Source organism: Alphaproteobacteria bacterium (genome assembly GCA_035625915.1).
Taxonomy (GTDB): Bacteria; Pseudomonadota; Alphaproteobacteria; order JACZXZ01; family JACZXZ01; genus DATDHA01.
In genome coordinates, this window is sequence record DASPOR010000160.1 from 1 (window position 1) to 18,060 (window position 18,060).

Genomic DNA, 18,060 nt, shown 5'->3' on the forward strand with positions numbered 1-18,060 from the left:
CTGGGAGTAGTGTGCTGCACCGTGAATTGCTGGCGGAGCACGTCGCCCAGTTGAAATCGCGAATTTCGACGGGCGGTATTCAGGAGGCGGTCATCCGCGCGATGCTGTATGTGGGTATGCCCCGACAGGCCGTCGACGAACGCGCGCTGAGGATGTTGCGCCGTATCCGCGACCAGCAGGACGGCATGCCGAGACTGGCGCTGCAGGAATTCAAGACGATGGTACGCCAGCAGTTCTGCATGCTGATGCTCGAACCGGAGGCTGCGGTCGAGGCAATCCCCAATTTGCTGCCGCGGGAAGCTGAGGTGCGGCGCAAGGGCCTTGCCGTGATCCGCGAAGTGTTGAGTGCTCGCGGGGAGATCGAACCAGAAGTCGCGGAGCGCTTGCAATACGTCGCCCGTCTCTTCGGGGTCGATACGGACATCCCGGGCGTCACCAGATTGCCGCCCCCGAAGAGGACGCCGCGGGCCAAGGCTTCGTAGGCCAATTCGGCCGCAGTCTCGTCTGGCGTGGTGTAAGCAGGGCGCCATCAGTCGCACTTAGAAGCATCGCCCTTTGCGCGTTTACCCCGCTTGAAACGCAAATACTGCGCCCGTGGCGTGGCTTGGGCGTGGCGACTCCCTCCAACAATATTGCCAGGAGGCTCGCGCGGCCGCGCGTGAGCGGCGTCGGCCCCATTCCGCTGTTTATCTCATAGGGATTCTCGCACTCGGCATTTTTATCGAGCGAGGAGCGTATCGGCTCCAAGCCTTGTTCGATTGATCCAGGTCAAGGATGATGCTGTTCTATGTTGGCACGGTTCGTTCGGACAGTTTGGTCAATCATTGCCCGGAGTAACGCCATGACGATTAAAACGATCCTTGTCGCTGCAAGTGGTGGAAGCGCCAGCAATGGTGCGGTCGAGCTCGCCGGCCGACTCGCTCGTCGGTTCGAAGCGCATTTGGAAGGATTCCACGTCCGGGTCGATCCGCTCGCCGTCGTGGCGGTCGCAGCCGACGGATTCGGCACGCCGCTTGCGGGCGCGTGGATGGACCAGATTGCCAATGAGGCTGCCGAATTAGCAAAAAAATCGAAGGTGGCGTTCGACGCTGCCGCCGCGCGCCATCGCCTTCCCATGACGGCGGGCGGGCCCAAGGCGACCGCCTCCGCCGTATGGCGCGAAGAATCCGGCTACGCCCCCACACTGGTATCGCGTCGCGCACGATTCTTCGATCTTGTCGTGCTCGGCCGCTCGGAGCGCGTGGTGGACCAGCCGCATACCGATACGGTCGAAGAGACCCTCCTGTATGCCGGTCGGCCAGTCCTCTTGGCGCCAGCACAAGCGCCCGAGACCGCCTGCGAGTCCGTTGCCGTGGGATGGAATGGCTCGGCCCAAGCGGTGAGGGCGCTGGTTGCGGCCCGTCCACTTCTCAGCACCGCTCGCGCGGTCACCATCATCACCGTGGGCGGCAAAGACAAGGACGTGGAGAAGGTCGCCGCCGAGTCGGTCGTCGAATATCTTGCGTGGCACGGCATTGCTGCCAAGCATCGCAACGTCCAGCCGCTTCACGGCGTGGGTACTGGAGAGCAGCTTCTGTCGACTGCGCGGGACGAGGGCGCCGACTTGCTCGCCATGGGCGGTTACGGCCAATCGCCGTGGCGCGAATTCCTGTTCGGCGGCGCCACGCGGGAGATCGTCGAGGTCAGCATGTTGCCGCTTCTAATGTCGCACTGATCGCGGTGTTAACCCTCGATGATATGACAGATCAGCGTCGGTTCGGTCCTTGCGGCACAAGGCATCACTGCGCCACATAGACCATCCATGACACGCCGAAGCGGTCCGCTGCCATACCGAAGCACGGAGAAAAGAAGGTCTTTTCGAGCGGCATTTGCACCTTGCCGCCGTCGGCCAAAGCGCCAAACAGCCGTCTCGCCTCTGACTCGTCCGCCACAGTTAGCGTGAGAGCGAAGCCCTGAAAGCTCGGCTGACCCAGGCATCGGCCGTCGGACGCGAGAACGGTTGCATCGCCGATACGCAAGCGCATGTGCATGACCTTCTCTGCAGCACCTGGCGGAACTTTAGAGTCATCGACGGGGACGGGGCTGTCCTTGAAACGCAGGAGCATCGTCACTTCCGCTTCAAGCGCCTTGCGATAGAACTCGGCCGCTTCCTCGCAGCGGCCGTCGAAGAACAGATAGGGTTGGACTTGCATCGTGCCTCCTCGGATTTACGGCTGTAATGGGAAGATTTTACCGCGCCGGGGCGATCGGAGCGACGGCTGGCTGCTGAGCATTAACGCTCACTTACTCGATGAATCCAGATTTACCTCATAAAATCAATATTTTGACGAGAAACTTCGAAACGTGAACTAAGGATACATGAGGGGTAATCCCCGTCAACGGTCCCGAACGGTGGCTTGAGAGCGAGGGGCTTTGGCGGCACCCTTTAGGGGGGCAAAGCGACGGATGGCGATTGACTGCGGAACGCCCCCTTGGGCGCAGCGCCCGTTAGGAGCCCTCGGCTGGTTGAGGAAGGATCGGGTGGGGCAGGCGAACGGCTGGCGAAACAGAGTATGATCTGCTAAGCGGGTCAAACAACGTGGATGCGGGCTACCGGAGAACGAGCGAGGCGGATTTTGGATGACCCTTTTGACTAAAGGGGGCGGTCTATGGAACTGCTACGAGCTCTGGAGTTGTTTCTCGCCGAGAATGTGAAAGGTGTCTCCGTCGACGCCCAAGCCGTTCTGGTGCATGTCATTCGACCACCCAATTACCAGAGCGCCTCCTCGGATCGCGGAACTGAGGAAAGCCCGGTGCTGTTCAGGCCTGGGCCACCGCCAGGCGTCGAACCGTACTATCTCGACGTCGGCACGTTCCAGGTCGCCCTGCACAATGCGTTGAAAGACGTCGTTGCCGGCTACGTGGCGCAACTCCGTCAGTCTGGCCAGATACGGTTCACCAGTGAATGGCAATACGCCCAACGTCCGCAAGACGGCAGCGAGTGGTGGGCACCGGGTGTGCAGATGCATGTGGCAAGCGTGAGCAAGCTCATGACCGCTATGGCCATGATGGTGCTCTTCCGCGATAACAACATCTCGCCGGATGCGCTGATCACGGATTACCTGCCGGACTATTGGGTGGAAGGGCCCAATGTCGAATACATCACCTTCCGGAACCTGTTCAACCACACCAGCGGCCTCTCGGCGAGTGATCTCGTCGACTTCGAGATCATGAAATCGGCGATCGCTGGTGGCATCAATCCGGGCGCTCGCGGACAGTACAACTATCAAAATCTGAACTACGCGCTGTGCCGGATTCTGCTCGCGGTCATCAACGGCAACATCAACAAGAACGCGTATTTCGATCCACCCCCGATTCCAGGCTTTCCTCCCCAACCGTGGAATGACATCCTCTGGGATTATGTGACGGTCACCGCTTATGAGGCATATCTGCAAGCCAACGTGTTTCAGCCCTCTGGTGTGGTTGGCGCCACGCTCGATCATCCGCCCGGGTGCGCGCTGGCCTACCGGGTGCCCGACGATGCGGAGCCCGGCTGGAACTCGGGTTCCCTGGAGGAGAGCTGCGGCTACGCCGGCTGGCATCTCTCTGTCAACGAGCTGCTCGATGTGATGGGCGAATTTCGCCGGGGCGGCGGCATTCTGACGCCCGCCGCGGCGCAGGCCATGCTTGACAATGGCTTTGGCGTCGACCCGTTTACTGGCGGTCCACTTCCTGCTGCCCTGACTACGCTCGCCGGCAACGTGTACTGCAAGCCCGGCGACTGGCACGATCCCAACAACCAGGACGAACAAAGCCTCGCGTTTTTCTTGCCGGAGGATATGGAGCTGGTGGTGTTGGTTAACTCAATGGTCGATGGACAAACAGGACCACCAAATAACTACTTCCGCTGCGTCGTGACGCAGGCGTACCTCGACAACCTGACCACGCAACCACCGATTATTCATCAGTAGAAGTTTCCGCTGAACACACGTGTCGCTCGAACGTGGGCACGACGAGTCGCAACGCCGGCATTAGAATGATCTGCTGGGTTCTAGGCTGGGGCGATCATTGTCTGATCGATTTTCCGAATCGTTACGCGCGCGGAGAAAAGCTCGACCTCTTGATCAGCGACACCGTAAGCACCTCGCGTTTGCCACGCAGATTACACCTTAGCTTGCTCTCAAAGTCCATGATCGGAGTATGAGGCGGCCTCCCTCGATTTAGGGCGGCGTGCCGAAGCTCAACCGTGCGGTTACAGCCAAAAAGCATCCGGCCTCCACGCAGTGCCAGTCCCGAAGGTCCTCAAGTCCAAAGGCATAGCGGGGCGGAAAGCCGTTGTCCTTGTTATGTTCTTTCATCCTGAGGACGATAACGCAGCCCGCTGCTCGGGCTAATCCCTATGGCATGGTGCCGTAGACTGTCATGCTGTAGAGCATAGGCGAGGTGGCCCAGAACAGGGCGGTGCCCGACATCGCGACCTACTCAGGCCGTGGCTCAGCGAGGAGGAGCTAAATGACATACAGCCAACATTGGAAGCGTGGCGTGCCCCTTGTGGTCATTTTTGCCGTTGCGGCACTTGTGGCGGCTATCACCGGCTTTATCGTGGCCGGCTTGTTAATCGTTTTGCCTTTTAGGCTGGCAGGAACACCTGTACACGAAAGCGAAATTCTCGAGGTGGGCGCAGTAGTTGGAGCTATCGTCTTGATGCCTCTATTCGTTTCTAAAGGCTTCGATCAAAAAGTCGTTTCCCGGTTGGCAGATGGACTAGGCCGAAACCCGTAATAGCTCGCCATCGAGCACCAGAGGATGTTGGGCGAGACGCCGCCGCCAACTCCGACACTCTGACCAATGCCGACGGCGAAATCGGCGTCGACGAACGGTCCCGCTATCCGACAGCTGCAATTCGGCGAATAGCCCGTAGCTGTCTTTTAGCTCCATGGCGATCGGCCCCTTCACGCTCGAAGAGGCGCTCCCCATCTCTGCGATCTCTTATTCGAAGCCGTGCCGGAGGTCGATGCGGGCGCGATGTTCCGCACCGGTTACAGGACTTCGGATCGGTTGAGCCGACATCTCGGCAGTCCCTGGGATACTCATGCGACCCGTGCGCTTCTCCACGTCAAGCTCAAACTCGATGGGCCCGTACGGCGTCTCCAGTTTGCTGGCGCACATCGCGCTGAACACCCACCACATCGTGGCCATTTCATTTGTGTCCTCGCCGTGAATGATCCTTCACAACGCCTTCCGCATTCCCCGCCGTATTAAGGCCGTACTAAAGCAATCGAGTACATTGACCTTTACACACATATACATGGATTTACAGGATTCACCGATGAAATTTTCGAGAATTCAGGATTAATTTACAATCCTGAACAGAATTTGAATAGACATATGTTAATGCTCACTTAAGCAAGTTTTGGCCATAGTGTCGACCGACTCTATCCGACTGTGGCAATGGCGATGCTCCGCGATGCAAATTTGGGCGGGTTCATCCGGTCGAAGACCGGATCCCGCTTCCTGAAATTCGTCTGCTTTTGCGCCGTATTGGCCGCGGGGGTCGGCTACGGCGTCTATTCGTTCAGCGTTGCCGCCTTCACTGCCAACAAGAGCGAGGAAAAGATCACGGCCCTTCAATTGGTCGATGCATTCGTGACGAATTACGCGGACGTGCGGACCAAGTTCGCCAATGACGCCGCTCCTGTTCCAGCGACGTTCCGCGCCCATTCGATCGACATTTTTAACAAGGCCCGCAGTGCCGATAACGTCCTTCGCCTGCTATGGGTCGGGCGGGAGGGTCGCGAAGTTGCAACCCCACCGGCAGACGAACAAATGGCCGAAACAATCGAGGCTTTCAGCCAGGAGATCAACCCAAAGCCACGCACCACGTTTCTCACCGTCGACGGCGAAACCGTCCTCCGCACGATTTATCCATCCCTTGCGACCCAGGAGAGCTGCGTCAACTGCCATAATAAACTCGCGCCCGAGAAGGCGCAGTGGCGCCTCAACGACGTGATGGGCGCGTTCTCGATCGACGTTCCCGCGGGCGCTTTCATTCGAAAGGCGTCTCTGTATTCGACGGCGCTGGCCATCGTCGTCTTCATCATGGTCGCAGGGTCGGGATTGCTGATCTCCCTATTGCATTTCCGTCAGATTACGGAGCGCGAGGCGTCGCAAATGCGCCTTGAGGAAAGTGAACAGAGATTTCGCGATTTTGCGAAATCGGCGTCCGACTGGTTTTGGGAGCAAGATGCGAATCTCCGCTTCAGCTATTTGTCCGATCCTGTGCGACATTCGGGCCTGCCGGCCTCGGCGCATCTCGGAAAAACGCGCCGAGAGGTCGTTCATCACGGCGTCAGCGACGAGCAATGGCGCATACACCAGCAAGACCTTGATGCGCGCCGGCCGTTTCAAAATTTTCGAATTCAGCGCATCGGACCGGCCGGGGATATGCGGCATATCAGCGTGAGTGGAACCCCGGTGTTCGACGAACAGGGGACGTTCCGCGGCTATAGGGGAACGGCGCGAGATATCACGGCCGAGGTGTCGAACGAGCTTGAACTTGCGCGCAGGATGGACGAGCGCACGGCGCAATTGCGTGCTGCCCAGGAGGAATTGCTTGCCAAGGAACGCCTCTCGATCCTCGGCCAGTTGACGGCGACCGTTGCTCACGAACTGCGCAACCCGCTCAGTGCGATTCGCAACTCGATCTACACGATAAAGGAGGTCGTCACCGGAAAAGGCTTGGGGCTTGATCGTGCACTAACGCGCGTCGAGCACAGTATCGTGCGCTGCGACCGCATCGTGACCGATCTTTTGGACTATACCCGAAGCCGCGAGTTGCAGTGCGCGTCACTCGATCTCGATCGTTGGCTTGGTGATGTCCTCGACGAGCAAAGGATTCCCGACGGTATCGTTCTCTCCCGCGAGTTAGGTACTAGCGGAACGACCGTGACGTTCGACCCCGAGCGCTTACGCCGTGTCATGGTCAATTTGATCGACAATGCGGTCCAGGCCATTGGCCAAATCGCCGCAAGGGACGGCGAAGCCGGAATTGCGGTGAGCACTCACGAAATTCCTGGAAACATCGAGATCGTCGTCGCCGATACCGGCCCCGGCATCCCGACCGATGTACTTCCCAAAATCTTCGAGCCGCTTTTTAGCACCAAGTCGTTTGGAACCGGCCTCGGATTGCCCACCGTCAAACAGATCGTCGAGCAACATGGCGGCCATGTTACCGTCGCGAGCGAAGTTGGCAGTGGGACGCGAGTCACGATCAGGCTGCCATTGATCCATCGTCAGGAGATTGCCGCATGAGCGGGCGAATTTTCATCGTCGATGACGACCGGGATCACGCCGAGAGTGTGGCCGACGTGCTCATGCTGCATGGCTACACCGTCGATATCGCATTCACCGGCGAGGAAGGCATCGCCCGTTTCCGCGCCCAGGAATTCGACGTCGTGCTCATGGATGTGAGACTGCCGGGAATGAACGGTGTTGAGACCTTCTTCGAGCTGAAGAAAATAAGGCCACAAGCGCGAGTCCTGATGATGACGGGATTCAGCGTCGAACGATTGGTTGCGGAAGCGGTTGAGCACGGCGCCCTCGGCGTCCTGCATAAGCCCTTTCTGATCGCCGATCTCCTCGAAACCCTGGAGCGTGTGAAGCCACGCGGTATGGTGCTTGTGGCGGACGACGACCCCGATTTCGCCTCGTCGATCGAACCGATCCTGTTTCGGAACGGCTATGTGGTCGAGATCGCTCGCGATGGGGCGGAAGCTCTATGGAAAGCATCGAAGCCGGAGCTTAGTTGCTTGATCCTCGATTTGAGGATGCCGGTGCTGTCCGGCCTCGAAGTCTATTTGAAGCTCCGCGAAGCGGCGAAGGTTGTGCCGACGATCTTCGTAACTGGCTTTGTGGCCGAGGAAGGTACCGCCCTCGAGCGAGTGAAACAGTTCACCGACGGCCTTCTCATTAAGCCCTTCGACCCCGCTGAGCTATTGAAAGCGCTGCAGGCCGCTATTTTGTCAAGGCAAAGGGCTCCAGCGCATGCAGAATAACGCCGCCTCATCGACCGTTCGGCGCATCCTGATCGTCGATGACGATCTCGGATATGCGGAGTCGCTTGCCGACTTGCTTGCGCTGCAAGGCTACGAAGCGCACGTCGCGGATCGGCCGGAGGCGGCAGCCCACGCCCTCAAATGGGTCGACCTTGCGGTCGTCATGCTGGACGTCCGCCTCCGCCTCGAATCGGGCGTCGACCTGCTTTCTCGATTGAAGGACGAGCGACCGGATCTCATCTGCGTGATGATGACCGCGCATGTCGATACGCAGACGGCGATCAAGGCGCTGCGCCACGGCGCATACGACTATTGCGACAAATCATGCGAGCCGAGCGAACTCTACGCGGTCCTCGAGCGATGCTTCGAACGGCGTCAGCTTCAGGAGGAACGGCGTGCGGCCTACGAGGCATTGCGCATCGCAAAGGAGGAAGCCGAAGCCGCGCGGGCGCAGGCGGAGGCGGCGAATCAGGCCAAGTCCGAATTCCTCGCGACGATGAGTCACGAGCTGAGGACGCCGCTAAATGCGGTCATTGGATTCTCCCAGGTTATGCTGAACGAAACGCTCGGCCCGATCGGGCGACCGCAGTACAAGGAGTACGCCAAGGACATTCACGACAGCGGGATGCACCTGCTCGAGATCATCAACGATATCCTCGATCTTTCCAAGGCGGAGGCCGGAAAACTCGTGCTGGAAGAGGAGTGGGTGGACCTTGGCGAAGTGATCGATGCGACGTGTCGCCTGATCCGTCCGCGCGCCGAACGGATGGGACTGAGCGTCACCGCGAATCTGTGTGCTCGGATGCCGCGTCTTCTTGCCGACGAACGGAAGCTCAAGCAAATTCTTCTTAATCTCGTGTCGAACGCCGTGAAATTCACCCCTGCTGGCGGCTATATCGAGATCGTGGCAAGGCTCGATCCGGTAGGCGGCTACTGCGTAACGGTGCAAGATACCGGCATTGGCATCGGTGCGGAGGATCTAGACCGGGTGCTCGAGCCGTTTGTCCAAGTCGAAAACGCTTTCACGCGAAGCCATCAGGGCAGCGGGCTCGGTTTGCCGCTCGCTGCGAAGATGACGGAGCTTCACGGCGGGCGGCTATCGATCGAAAGCACGCTTGGGAAGGGAACGCGGGTATCGCTCACAATTCCATTGGAGCGCGTGGCGCAATTCTCTGAAACTTTCTAGGAGATGCAACGGGAACCCGCCTCGCGCCGCCTAAGCACAGGCAGCCGGCGTCAATCAGAGGTCCATGTTCCGCTGCTTTAGCGCTGATCGCACTGCCGCTTGAACTTCGGGTGGGAGATCCTTCAGCGCTTGCGTCATCGCCTTCACGGTGCACCTCACATCGTAAAGCTGGTCGAGTAGCGAGAGTACAAGCGGAATCGTGTCCTCGGCGACGTCCATGCGTCGGCGCAGGTCGTAAATCAGGCGCACCCGCGCAATGTCGATTTCGCGAAACGTCCAATTTCCCGTGCCGTCAATATCCGGTTCGACCCAGCGTCGCTCGATCCAGATTGACAGCTCTGCTGCCTCGAGATCGGGAAAATGGATCACGACCGCATCGAGCTGGGTCATGTCTTCCCCGTTTTTGCGCGCGGGTCAAAGGGGTGGCGCGGCGTCCAGCTCTTCAAGAATTCCTCAAGCTCCGGCTCCGGCTCGTGCGGAAGGACAACCTTGATCTCGACATACTCGTGCCCTCCGGCGATACCCCTGCCTTTCAGCCTCAAGCGCGTGCCGAGGCCGGAATTTGGTGGAACCTTGAGGCTTACCGGGCCCTTGATCGTCGGCACTTCGATCTTTGCCCCGAGGACCGCTTCCTTGAGCGAGACTGGCATTTCGAGCACGACGTCATTGCCGACCCGGCGAAAGAGCGGGTGCGGCGCCACCGTGATTTCGACGAGCGCGTCGCCGGAAGGAGCCCCCCCGATTCCAGGCATTCCTTGGCCCTTGAGGCGCAGAATCTGATGGTCGTTTACCCCTGCGGGAATGTTGACATCGAGTGTGCGACCATCTGGCAATGTAATCCGACGGACAGCGCCGTTTGCCGCATCAAGGAAGCCCACGGTAAGCCCATAATATGCATCGGGGCCCCTTGCCTTGAATCCCTCGCCTCGATCCCTTCGAAATGCGCGACCGAAAAGCTCTTCGATGTCTTCGGGATCGAAAGCCGCCTCGGTTCGGTATTTGGTGCGGCCCGCATCGTCGCCAAAATCCCGGTAGAAGGGGCGCTCGGGAGGTCGTTCGGCCCCGCTCGCGTCGATCTCGCCACGATCGAAGCGGGCGCGCTTCTGGGGATCTGAAAGCAGATCGTGGGCCGCATTGACGGCCTTGAATTGCTCTTCAGCTTCGCGCTTTCCCGGATTGAGATCCGGATGATGCTGTTTAGCGAGCTTACGGTAGGCCGCGCGAATCTCATCGGCCGTTGCGTCCCGCTTGACGCCCAAAATTTCGTAAGGGTCTTTCATTTTGACGGAGAATATCCCATCCCTCGGGAGCGACGCCAGCATTTGGCACATTCGTGGCTGCGCCGCCCACTTTTTCTGATTATTGCCGGAATGTCCGATTGGGGATTAACTTGCCGGCCAGACGCACCTAAGCCGTGCGACAAGCGAATCTGGTTCGCGCCTTTTCCAAGGAGGTGCTCATGGATGCCCGCACGATCATGAAAAACGACTTCGAGGCGCTAACGGTACTCAACCGCGACTATATTCATTCGGTGCAACATGGCGACGTTCGGCGGTTTAGCCAGATATTAGCCGAGGATTTCCTTTGCTCGAACCCCGATGGCTCGCTCGTCGACAAGCCGCAGTTCCTTGTGCAAACGGGACGCCCGGTGACGATCAGCGATCTTGCGATAGAGGATGTCCGCGTGCGAATCCTCGGAGACGTCGCAATCATCCATGCGCGCACCAGCTACACGACCGCAGAAGGCGAACGACGCAACGGTCGTTATACCGATGTCTGGGCACGCCGGAACGGAGCCTGGCTCGCCGTGTCTGCGCACGTAACGCGATGACTTTTAGCCGAGCGCCCGGCGAGGTCGCCGGACCTCACTTCAGATAATCGTGCACGACCTTGCCGAGGCCAAGTGTCAGATCGGCAATGATATGCGTCGCTGCCACGACCTCCAGTACGGGTAGTTCCGCAAGCGGTGCGAGTGCATGGGAGGTGAGCGTGAGACTGCCCGGTCCCGTCCAAGCGCCCTTGAGGTCGATGTTCTCGAGATAGTATTCGACGATCTCGCAGATGCGCGGCGTGCCATCGACATGCGGGATGATCTTGAGAAGGTAATTTGGCGCCTGGAGCGAGGCCTTCACCGCCGCCGCATCGGCTTCCCTGTGCTTATAGCCCATGGTGCCGGTCGCAATACGAATGGGGCCATAATCGAGCGTTCCGACCAGCGTGTCGATCTCCGCGCGCAATGTAGGTTCGGCAAGCTTTTTCGGAAATCCCCAGAGCTCACGACCCCCGGCGATTGGTGGATGATCGTTCAAGAACATGCAATGGCTGTAGCCGCCCTGTCGGCCGTTCAGGGTCACAGGGACGACTTGGCCGCTTTCGGTGTAGTCGCCGAAGCCGGTCGAGTCCGGCATCCGAATGAATTCGAATTTCACGAGGGGTTCGCCGATTTGCAGCGGTTCCGGCACCAACTCGCGCAGCCTTTTCGGATCGGTCCGATACGTGATGATGAGATATTCACGGTTCTTGAAGCGATATGGGCCGATCGGATACGCGGGGTTCGTGAGCGGCATCGCGATTGCCCGTTTCACGACATCTGCTTCCTTCATCGTTGCTCACCTTTCCTATCCGGGGTGTCCTACGACTGGCTAGTCGACGCCGAATCGTCAACCTGTATAAGAAGTGAACGCCACAGTGCGACCCGGCACCTCAAATCGCATCGAAAAAAAACCAGCATTGCCTGCGTCGGAGAATGGATGCTCCGCCGCCTTGCGGCTTGAAAATTCGCAATTCGTGCCGGTCCCCTCTCGGCTCGCCGCGCGTCAGTTCGGCCGCGCGACTTCATGGACCATATCACTGGCCCTACGTGAGAAGTAGTGTCACGACGATGCGAAACAAGGTGGGAAATGTGAACTCTCGGGCGATCTCGGAAAATCGGTGTAAGATATGGGCATGAGACGCACCATCCCTGTCTTTCTTGCGGCTTTGGCATTCCTTTACCCGGTGCTGCTACTGGGGCCGGCGCAGGCGCAAAAGGCGCCAACAGCGCCGCCCGCGGGAATGACCCAAGAGCAGTACGACGCGTTGGTGAAATCGGTCGGCCAGTCGGTGATCGAAACCTTGGCCGAGAAGGGCCTCGTCGCGAAGACGCCGGCCTCGGATTCGACCTCCAATGCAAGCGACGCCACCAGCTCGGATTCCACGAGCGACCAAATCTCTACTGTTATGCACCGAATTCCCGCAGCGATTGGCGGGTTTCCGGAAGTGTGGGTCAATCTCGCGCAATTGCCGGAACGACTTGACCGTACAGCTGATGGCGGGCGAGGCACGTCCGCCTTCCTCGGTCTCCTGGTATTCGTGGCGGTCGTCGCTTACGTCGGTGAGCTCGCCGTCCGCCGTCTGACCGAAGCGACCCGGCGCAGTATTGCGCATCAGTTCGCAGCAAATGGTGGGCTGTGGCGACTCGTATGGTTGTGGCTTTTCGATGCGATGGCGTTTTTGGCGCTGCTGGTCATTGTTCACGTGGCGCGCGTCACTCTGTTCACGAATGCCGAGGCCCAAACCCAGTTTGCTATTCGCGTTCTCGGAGGGGTCGTCATATGGCGATTCTACCTGTTGTTCGTGCGCTTTTACTTGCGGCCGGGTTTGCCCGAAATACGCGTCGCACCTATAGACGACCGCAGCGCGAAAATGCTCCTTCGATCTTTCAGCGCCATCGTCTTGATAGCGATTTTCGGCCATGGCCTGCTCAAGATCCAAGACACGCCAAACGCGCTCATGGCGGTAGGCTTGGCCAATGGCGTCGTGATTCCGGCCTTATACGTGCTTATCGTCTTTCGTGCCCGAAGCAGTATTTGCGATTGGCTCCTCGGGCTCATCGATCAGAACGCAGGCGGCTCGAAAATCAAAACGACCCTTGCGCGGCACTGGCACTGGATCGCCATACCCGTGATCGTCGTCGTCGGCGGTGCTCGCGCCTACGAGTCGTTGGGCCAAGAAGGATTCGTTCCGAACGGCATAATTCTCACCTTGAACATTTTCATAGCGCTGCTTCTCGCGGAAACGCTCCTCTCCTTTGTGGGCAAGCGCCATCAGGCTTCGGTTCTCGCCCGCTCCGATAAGCCGGAAGCACATAGATTGTTTCCCTTCGCCGTGCGCATTATCCGGACCACGGTCCTGGTCTTGGCAGCGGCGGTTCTCTTTCGCAGTTGGGCCGTCGATGTCCTGGCTCTCGTCGACCAGAAGAGTTGGGCGAATTTCAGCCGTGGATGGACGACTGGCATCGTAACGGTACTGGTTGCTTATTACGCATGGGAAGCCGTGCGTTTCGCGACCGGGCATCACGCCGTCCGTCCGCCCGCGGCAGTTCCCGGGCAGGAAGGCGATCCGGAAATGAGCCAGGCCACCGCCTCGCGCCTTGAGACATTGGCACCCATCTTACGCGTAGCGCTTGGCATCACGATCGCCATCATTGCTGCGCTAATGCTATTGTCGAATCTCAACGTCAACATAACGCCGATTGTCGCCGGCGCCTCCGTATTCGGCCTTGCGATCTCCTTTGGCAGCCAGACGCTGGTGCGCGACATTGTTTCGGGAATCTTTTATTTGGCTGACGATGCGTTTCGGGTTGGGGAGTATATCGACTGCGGCAAGGCCAAGGGTACGGTCGAGGGCTTCACGCTGCGCTCGATTCGCCTTAGGCATCAGAACGGCCAAATCCACACGATTCCCTTCGGGCAACTTGGGCAAATCACCAATTTCAGCCGTGATTGGTCGACGCTGAAATTCAATCTCCGCTTCGACCGTGGCACGGACCTCGAAAAGCTCCGCAAAGTCACCAAAAAAGTGGGTGAGGCCATGCTCGAAGACCCTGAGATCAAGGACGACTTTCTGGAACCCCTGAAACTTCAAGGAATCGCCGATATCGCCGACAACGCCATCATCATGCGCTTCAAGATGACCGTGCGTCCGGTCAGGCCGACCTTCATCCAGCGTCAGGGTGTGAAGCGGCTGATTTTGGCGTTCAAGGACGCCGGGATCGAATTCGCCAACGCAACTGTCAGCGTCCAGACGGTCGGCGGTAATTCGTTGGGTATGGCCGCGGCGGCCGCGGCGGCAAGCGGTACGGGAAGTGCCGCGGAAAAGCCCAACTGAACTGAGCGCACGACAAACCTGCCGACTTCTTCGCGTATGGGAGCGGCAAGAATGTTCCGGGCGATGGTGTGCCTTGGTAAACTGGATTCCACGATGGCACGGATTCAAGTCTATTTCGATGGCGACTGCCCGATCTGCGCGCGAGAGATGGACCGCTGCCGCGCCATGGAAGGTGCGGCCGCCATCGATTTTGTCGATGTCAATAAGGACATGAGCGCCCTTCGATCGGACGGCATCAGCTACGATGAGGCGCTTGCGCGCCTTTTCGTGCGCGATGAGTCGGGCCGCTTGCACAAAGGCATCTTGGCCTATGCCGTATTGTTCAGGGCGCTTCGACGCTATCGATGGCTGGCAAGGATCGTTACCTCGCCGGGCGTGCGTCCCACCTTGGATTTCCTGTACGTGGCATTGGCAAGGCGGCGGCCGCGTGTGCCAAAAAGTGGCACTACCGGCACGTAGTCGCCCGCGATTTGGCTTGGCGCCGAACGGGCCCCCGCCGTCATGCCCGTCTGGCGATGGTCCCAGCGCGGCTCACGGCTGCGCGAGCTGTTCGCTCCAACGTCGATCTTGGCGCGTCAATAAGCCGGGTAATAATAGGCGGGATAGCCGGGGTAGTAGTACCCATAATAGGGGTAATAGGGATAGGGCCGCGCCCCAGCCTGAACTGTCGGAACGCTCTCGCCCTTCGCCGCCATGCACTGAATGTAGCCTACGTCATAGCGATGCTGGAGAGCGGCTCCGGATGCCTGCGAGGCGCCGACACCCGCAGCACTCCCGAAGAGTAGACCTCCGCCAGCGCCGGCTGCGGCGCCAAGGGCCGGATTACCAGCTGCCGCACCCAATGCGGCGCCAGCAGCAGCGCCGATAGCCGTCCCCACGATGGCGCTATTGACCGCACTCTCGTTGGCCGCCTGCTCGGGCGAGCTATTGCCGATCTGGCTCGAGGCGTACTGCCGGCACGTCGCGTCGTCCTGCTGAAATTGCTCGAAGGTCTTGCCCTGCGCCGGCATGGCTGCGACGCTCGGTCCAGTCGGAGGCGGGGTAACGCAGCCCGCAAGGGCTAGAGCCCCAAGGACGGCAATGGCTGGCGAGACTCGAGGCATATCAGTCTTCCCTTGAATATTCTGCACCAGGCGACCCTTCGCCGGTGTCAAAGTTTCGCGGCGCCATGTCTGGTCGCCGTCGGGCAAGTATGCGCGCAACTATCTACGTATGGAAATAGTGATTCCTGCGTCCGGAAATAAGGGTCCCGTCATGCGTTCTTCGCGAGCGGCCCGGCTACAGTATCTGCCGCTATTTATCGTATTGATTCCTCGAACTGAATCCTTCTGTATTCCTCAAGGACCGAGGCGCTTTAATTGCGCCCTCGCGGCCTCGGCCTCGAGAAAATAAACGGGGCATGTTTCGACGGATGCCTTGAAAAGCTGCTTGGCGTCCGAGCTTGCGCCGCGAAAGAGCTGGTAAGCGCCGACGTAGAAATCGGCCTCACAAATTTGTTCGCGCCTTTTCGTCGGATCCGGCACGGCACTCGCGGCCGCTTGCACGGATTGCGGGTCGACCTTGCCAAGGAAAAGATCGAGAATGGGGGCTGGCCACTCCGCATGGTCGAGCTTCGCAACATTCTGGGAGAACTCGGCGGCATCGTCCTGCTTGGCCGAGCGGCGCGCGAAGTGGAGCCACAGGACCGCGTAGCTGTCCGTCGGTGCTAGCGACAAAGCCTTCACCATGTCGTTGACGGCCGCATCGGCCTTGCCCAAATGGAGATAGGCACGCCCGCGGTTCTCATAGGCGAATGCGTCGTCGGGGGCGATCCGGATCGCTGTATCCAAGTCTGCGATCGCCTTTTCGGTCATTTCCTTATCGCGATAGGCGGTGGCCCGGCCATGGTATGCGGCGACATAGTCCGGCAAAAGTTCGATCGCCGCGTTGTAATCTGCGATTGCTTTGTCCACCTCGCCCTTGCGCGCATAGGCGATGCCGCGGTCGTAGTGCACGACCGCGAGATTTTCCTTGGTGAGATCACCCGCGGCCATCGATTGGCCGTAAAGACGGATCGCTTCATCCCAATCGCCGCGATCCTCGGCCGCACTTGCAGACTTTGCGAAGTCGATTCCCGTGGCCTCGACGGGCGCCGAAATTCCCAACAGTAGGAGGACCAGCAGCAGAGTTGCACACGCCACCGTAAAGCACGCCACGCGGCTCCGCGCAGCCATAGGTTTTTCGACGCCACAGGGTATTCGCTTGGCGGCAGCAACCCATTTGGACGATCGCAATGGCAACATTCCGCGCATTAGTCGGCACTAGCGTGGTGGATTTGAAGTTCCTAGCATTTTGGTGGCATCCGCGTTTAGGAACTTCAAATCCACGACACTAGTCGTACACAGTGAAGCCTTTATGGCGCATGCAGCTCTTGACGATGGTTTCCTCTCGATTTTCAGTTTCCGCCTCCTTGTAGGCGCCCGTGCCGACGGCACCGGCAAGCGCTCCGACACCGGCACCGAGGCCGGCGTTGCCGCCGATGGCGCCGCCTACGGCACCGAGTGCTGCACCACCCACGGCGCCGAGCCCGGTATCGACTGCGATGTCCTCGTTATTACGGGCCTGACGCGCGGTCGCCTGGCAACTCGCAAGGTCCGAATCGTATTGCGCTTGCGTGTGGCCAGTCATGTCGACGACAGGACGATAATCGGCACCGGCGCAACCGCCGAGACCGACGACCATCGCCAGGAGCGTTGCTCGAACCGCCATCGATCCCACGGCTGCGCGACGAATATCCGCTAACAATCCGCTGCTCATGATTGCCCCCGTATTTGACACAAATCGCACATGCCCGCATGCAGCGGCCGGAACCTGAGCAGACGCCGGCCGCCGATCGTGTCCCGCGATCTGGCGGCGCCCTTCAATGGGCCGCACGTCGGCGCGCCGACTCCAATGTGCGCATCTCCATATAAAAGTGTCGAATTCGCAGGATACAGTCAAGCCGACGGTCGCTCGGGCAGGGTCAGGCACCTATCAAGGGCATCTGTCAATCGCCCCAAGCGACCTTGGGTTCGGCGCCAGCACTTCTCAGGAATTGTGCGAAGCGCGGGGTCGGGTTGCCCTTGTAGGTATGTTGTCCGGAATGGCTCAGCCTGCTCCCGAGGTCGAGCCATATCTCACCGCCGATCTGGCCCCAGCGGCGACAAAACGAATAGTCCTCGCTGAGGTATGCGCCGGTGTCCGGATCGATTATACAATCGAAGAGCGCGTATTGGTTTTCGCTGCAGTTCTGCGGTCGGGGGAATACGTGCATCGCACTAAATTTCGACGCTGGAAACGCTTCGATCATGCGATAGAACACCTGGCGCTTGATGAGCAGGAAACCGGTGCCAGCATATTGCGCGGTGGCGAAGTCGCCTTCGACCTTGAGTGCCTCGCCTTTGCAAAGTTCGCCGACATAGACGTAGGCGGCCTCTTCGAGGGTCTCGCCCGAGCGTCCAAAGCGCTCCGGTACCTTCGACCAGTCGAAGACCTTGGCGGGGTAGGGTGCCGCCACGACGTCGCGATCGAACCGAAGCAGGCGGACAACCTGCTCTGGCTCGAACGAGATGTCGGCATCGATGAAGAGAAGATGCGTGGTCGAGGGATTGTCGAGAAAGCGCGCGAGGATCGTGCTACGAGCCCGCGTGATCAGGGCATCGTGACCGAGGGTAA

The 18,060-nt window shown here is 59.4% G+C and carries 18 protein-coding genes; 10 read left to right on the plus strand and 8 right to left on the minus strand.

Annotated elements, in window-relative coordinates; all coding sequences use genetic code 11:
- On the plus strand, positions 1-482 hold a 482-nt coding region (locus VEJ16_12330; protein HYB10450.1), incomplete at its 5' end, for a hypothetical protein.
- Positions 483-841: 359 nt separating this feature from the next.
- Positions 842-1,714 (plus strand): hypothetical protein, encoded by an 873-nt coding sequence (locus tag VEJ16_12335; protein ID HYB10451.1) that lies wholly within the window; start codon positions 842-844, stop codon positions 1,712-1,714.
- A 64-nt stretch (positions 1,715-1,778) separates the two neighbouring features.
- On the opposite strand, the gene VEJ16_12340 is transcribed toward VEJ16_12335, so the two are convergent.
- Positions 1,779-2,192 (minus strand): VOC family protein, encoded by a 414-nt coding sequence (locus VEJ16_12340; protein ID HYB10452.1) that lies wholly within the window; start codon positions 2,190-2,192, stop codon positions 1,779-1,781.
- Between the two features lie 456 nt (positions 2,193-2,648).
- Between VEJ16_12340 and VEJ16_12345 the strand changes: the two genes are divergently transcribed.
- From VEJ16_12345 to VEJ16_12365, 5 genes are all read left to right on the plus strand, one after another.
- Positions 2,649-3,950, plus strand: a complete 1,302-nt coding sequence (locus VEJ16_12345) for a serine hydrolase domain-containing protein (GenBank protein ID HYB10453.1) — start codon at positions 2,649-2,651, stop codon at positions 3,948-3,950.
- A 541-nt stretch (positions 3,951-4,491) separates the two neighbouring features.
- Positions 4,492-4,761: a hypothetical protein gene (locus tag VEJ16_12350; protein HYB10454.1), complete on the plus strand. Its 270-nt coding sequence runs from the start codon at positions 4,492-4,494 to the stop codon at positions 4,759-4,761.
- 669 nt (positions 4,762-5,430) lie between these two features.
- Complete coding sequence (locus VEJ16_12355; GenBank protein ID HYB10455.1) at positions 5,431-7,290, plus strand: ATP-binding protein; 1,860 nt, start codon at positions 5,431-5,433, stop codon at positions 7,288-7,290.
- Entirely contained in the window at positions 7,287-8,033 is a 747-nt protein-coding gene (locus VEJ16_12360) for a response regulator (GenBank protein HYB10456.1), read from the plus strand. The genes VEJ16_12355 and VEJ16_12360 overlap by 4 nt, the downstream gene beginning before the upstream one ends.
- On the plus strand, positions 8,023-9,219 hold the full coding sequence (locus VEJ16_12365) for an ATP-binding protein (protein HYB10457.1): 1,197 nt from the start codon (positions 8,023-8,025) through the stop codon (positions 9,217-9,219). Before VEJ16_12360 ends, VEJ16_12365 begins: the two co-directional genes overlap by 11 nt.
- A gap of 54 nt (positions 9,220-9,273) precedes the next feature.
- Here the strand turns inward: VEJ16_12365 and VEJ16_12370 are convergent, their stop codons facing one another.
- Entirely contained in the window at positions 9,274-9,609 is a 336-nt protein-coding gene (locus tag VEJ16_12370) for a hypothetical protein (GenBank protein ID HYB10458.1), read from the minus strand.
- On the minus strand, positions 9,606-10,541 hold the full coding sequence (locus tag VEJ16_12375; protein ID HYB10459.1) for a J domain-containing protein: 936 nt from the start codon (positions 10,539-10,541) through the stop codon (positions 9,606-9,608). Before VEJ16_12375 ends, VEJ16_12370 begins: the two co-directional genes overlap by 4 nt.
- 155 nt (positions 10,542-10,696) lie before the next feature.
- On the opposite strand from VEJ16_12375, the gene VEJ16_12380 reads away from it, so the two are divergent.
- Positions 10,697-11,050: a nuclear transport factor 2 family protein gene (locus VEJ16_12380; protein ID HYB10460.1), complete on the plus strand. Its 354-nt coding sequence runs from the start codon at positions 10,697-10,699 to the stop codon at positions 11,048-11,050.
- A 34-nt stretch (positions 11,051-11,084) separates the two neighbouring features.
- On the opposite strand, the gene VEJ16_12385 is transcribed toward VEJ16_12380, so the two are convergent.
- On the minus strand, positions 11,085-11,822 hold the full coding sequence (locus VEJ16_12385) for an acetoacetate decarboxylase (GenBank protein ID HYB10461.1): 738 nt from the start codon (positions 11,820-11,822) through the stop codon (positions 11,085-11,087).
- Between the two features lie 343 nt (positions 11,823-12,165).
- Here VEJ16_12385 and VEJ16_12390 point away from each other — a divergent pair, with 343 nt between their 5' ends.
- Both VEJ16_12390 and VEJ16_12395 read left to right on the plus strand, forming a co-directional pair.
- Positions 12,166-14,367: a mechanosensitive ion channel domain-containing protein gene (locus tag VEJ16_12390; protein HYB10462.1), complete on the plus strand. Its 2,202-nt coding sequence runs from the start codon at positions 12,166-12,168 to the stop codon at positions 14,365-14,367.
- 93 nt (positions 14,368-14,460) lie between these two features.
- On the plus strand, positions 14,461-14,826 hold the full coding sequence (locus VEJ16_12395) for a DUF393 domain-containing protein (GenBank protein HYB10463.1): 366 nt from the start codon (positions 14,461-14,463) through the stop codon (positions 14,824-14,826).
- Positions 14,827-14,942: 116 nt separating this feature from the next.
- Here the strand turns inward: VEJ16_12395 and VEJ16_12400 are convergent, their stop codons facing one another.
- From VEJ16_12400 to VEJ16_12415, 4 genes are all read right to left on the minus strand, one after another.
- Entirely contained in the window at positions 14,943-15,470 is a 528-nt protein-coding gene (locus tag VEJ16_12400; protein ID HYB10464.1) for a glycine zipper family protein, read from the minus strand.
- Positions 15,471-15,704: 234 nt separating this feature from the next.
- Positions 15,705-16,580, minus strand: coding sequence for a tetratricopeptide repeat protein (locus tag VEJ16_12405; GenBank protein HYB10465.1), 876 nt, complete (start codon positions 16,578-16,580; stop codon positions 15,705-15,707).
- A gap of 157 nt (positions 16,581-16,737) precedes the next feature.
- A complete protein-coding gene (locus VEJ16_12410) occupies positions 16,738-17,163 on the minus strand; it encodes a glycine zipper family protein (GenBank protein HYB10466.1) in 426 nt (141 codons plus the stop codon).
- A 229-nt stretch (positions 17,164-17,392) separates the two neighbouring features.
- A partial coding sequence (locus VEJ16_12415; GenBank protein ID HYB10467.1) for a hypothetical protein occupies positions 17,393-18,060 on the minus strand: 668 nt, incomplete at its 5' end.

What these genes read in the sequence shown, in the direction of transcription:
- VEJ16_12405 (HYB10465.1), bottom strand. Translation starts at nt 16,580, where the DNA reads ATGGCTGCGCGGAGCCGCGTGGCGTGCTTTACGGTGGCGTGTGCAACT.
- VEJ16_12355 (HYB10455.1), top strand. Translation starts at nt 5,431, where the DNA reads ATGGCGATGCTCCGCGATGCAAATTTGGGCGGGTTCATCCGGTCGAAG.
- VEJ16_12385 (HYB10461.1), bottom strand. Translation starts at nt 11,822, where the DNA reads ATGAAGGAAGCAGATGTCGTGAAACGGGCAATCGCGATGCCGCTCACG.
- VEJ16_12410 (HYB10466.1), bottom strand. Translation starts at nt 17,163, where the DNA reads ATGAGCAGCGGATTGTTAGCGGATATTCGTCGCGCAGCCGTGGGATCG.
- VEJ16_12375 (HYB10459.1), bottom strand. Translation starts at nt 10,541, where the DNA reads ATGCTGGCGTCGCTCCCGAGGGATGGGATATTCTCCGTCAAAATGAAA.
- VEJ16_12360 (HYB10456.1), top strand. Translation starts at nt 7,287, where the DNA reads ATGAGCGGGCGAATTTTCATCGTCGATGACGACCGGGATCACGCCGAG.
- VEJ16_12390 (HYB10462.1), top strand. Translation starts at nt 12,166, where the DNA reads ATGAGACGCACCATCCCTGTCTTTCTTGCGGCTTTGGCATTCCTTTAC.
- VEJ16_12365 (HYB10457.1), top strand. Translation starts at nt 8,023, where the DNA reads ATGCAGAATAACGCCGCCTCATCGACCGTTCGGCGCATCCTGATCGTC.
- VEJ16_12400 (HYB10464.1), bottom strand. Translation starts at nt 15,470, where the DNA reads ATGCCTCGAGTCTCGCCAGCCATTGCCGTCCTTGGGGCTCTAGCCCTT.
- VEJ16_12380 (HYB10460.1), top strand. Translation starts at nt 10,697, where the DNA reads ATGAAAAACGACTTCGAGGCGCTAACGGTACTCAACCGCGACTATATT.
- VEJ16_12340 (HYB10452.1), bottom strand. Translation starts at nt 2,192, where the DNA reads ATGCAAGTCCAACCCTATCTGTTCTTCGACGGCCGCTGCGAGGAAGCG.
- VEJ16_12335 (HYB10451.1), top strand. Translation starts at nt 842, where the DNA reads ATGACGATTAAAACGATCCTTGTCGCTGCAAGTGGTGGAAGCGCCAGC.
- VEJ16_12370 (HYB10458.1), bottom strand. Translation starts at nt 9,609, where the DNA reads ATGACCCAGCTCGATGCGGTCGTGATCCATTTTCCCGATCTCGAGGCA.
- VEJ16_12350 (HYB10454.1), top strand. Translation starts at nt 4,492, where the DNA reads ATGACATACAGCCAACATTGGAAGCGTGGCGTGCCCCTTGTGGTCATT.
- VEJ16_12395 (HYB10463.1), top strand. Translation starts at nt 14,461, where the DNA reads ATGGCACGGATTCAAGTCTATTTCGATGGCGACTGCCCGATCTGCGCG.
- VEJ16_12345 (HYB10453.1), top strand. Translation starts at nt 2,649, where the DNA reads ATGGAACTGCTACGAGCTCTGGAGTTGTTTCTCGCCGAGAATGTGAAA.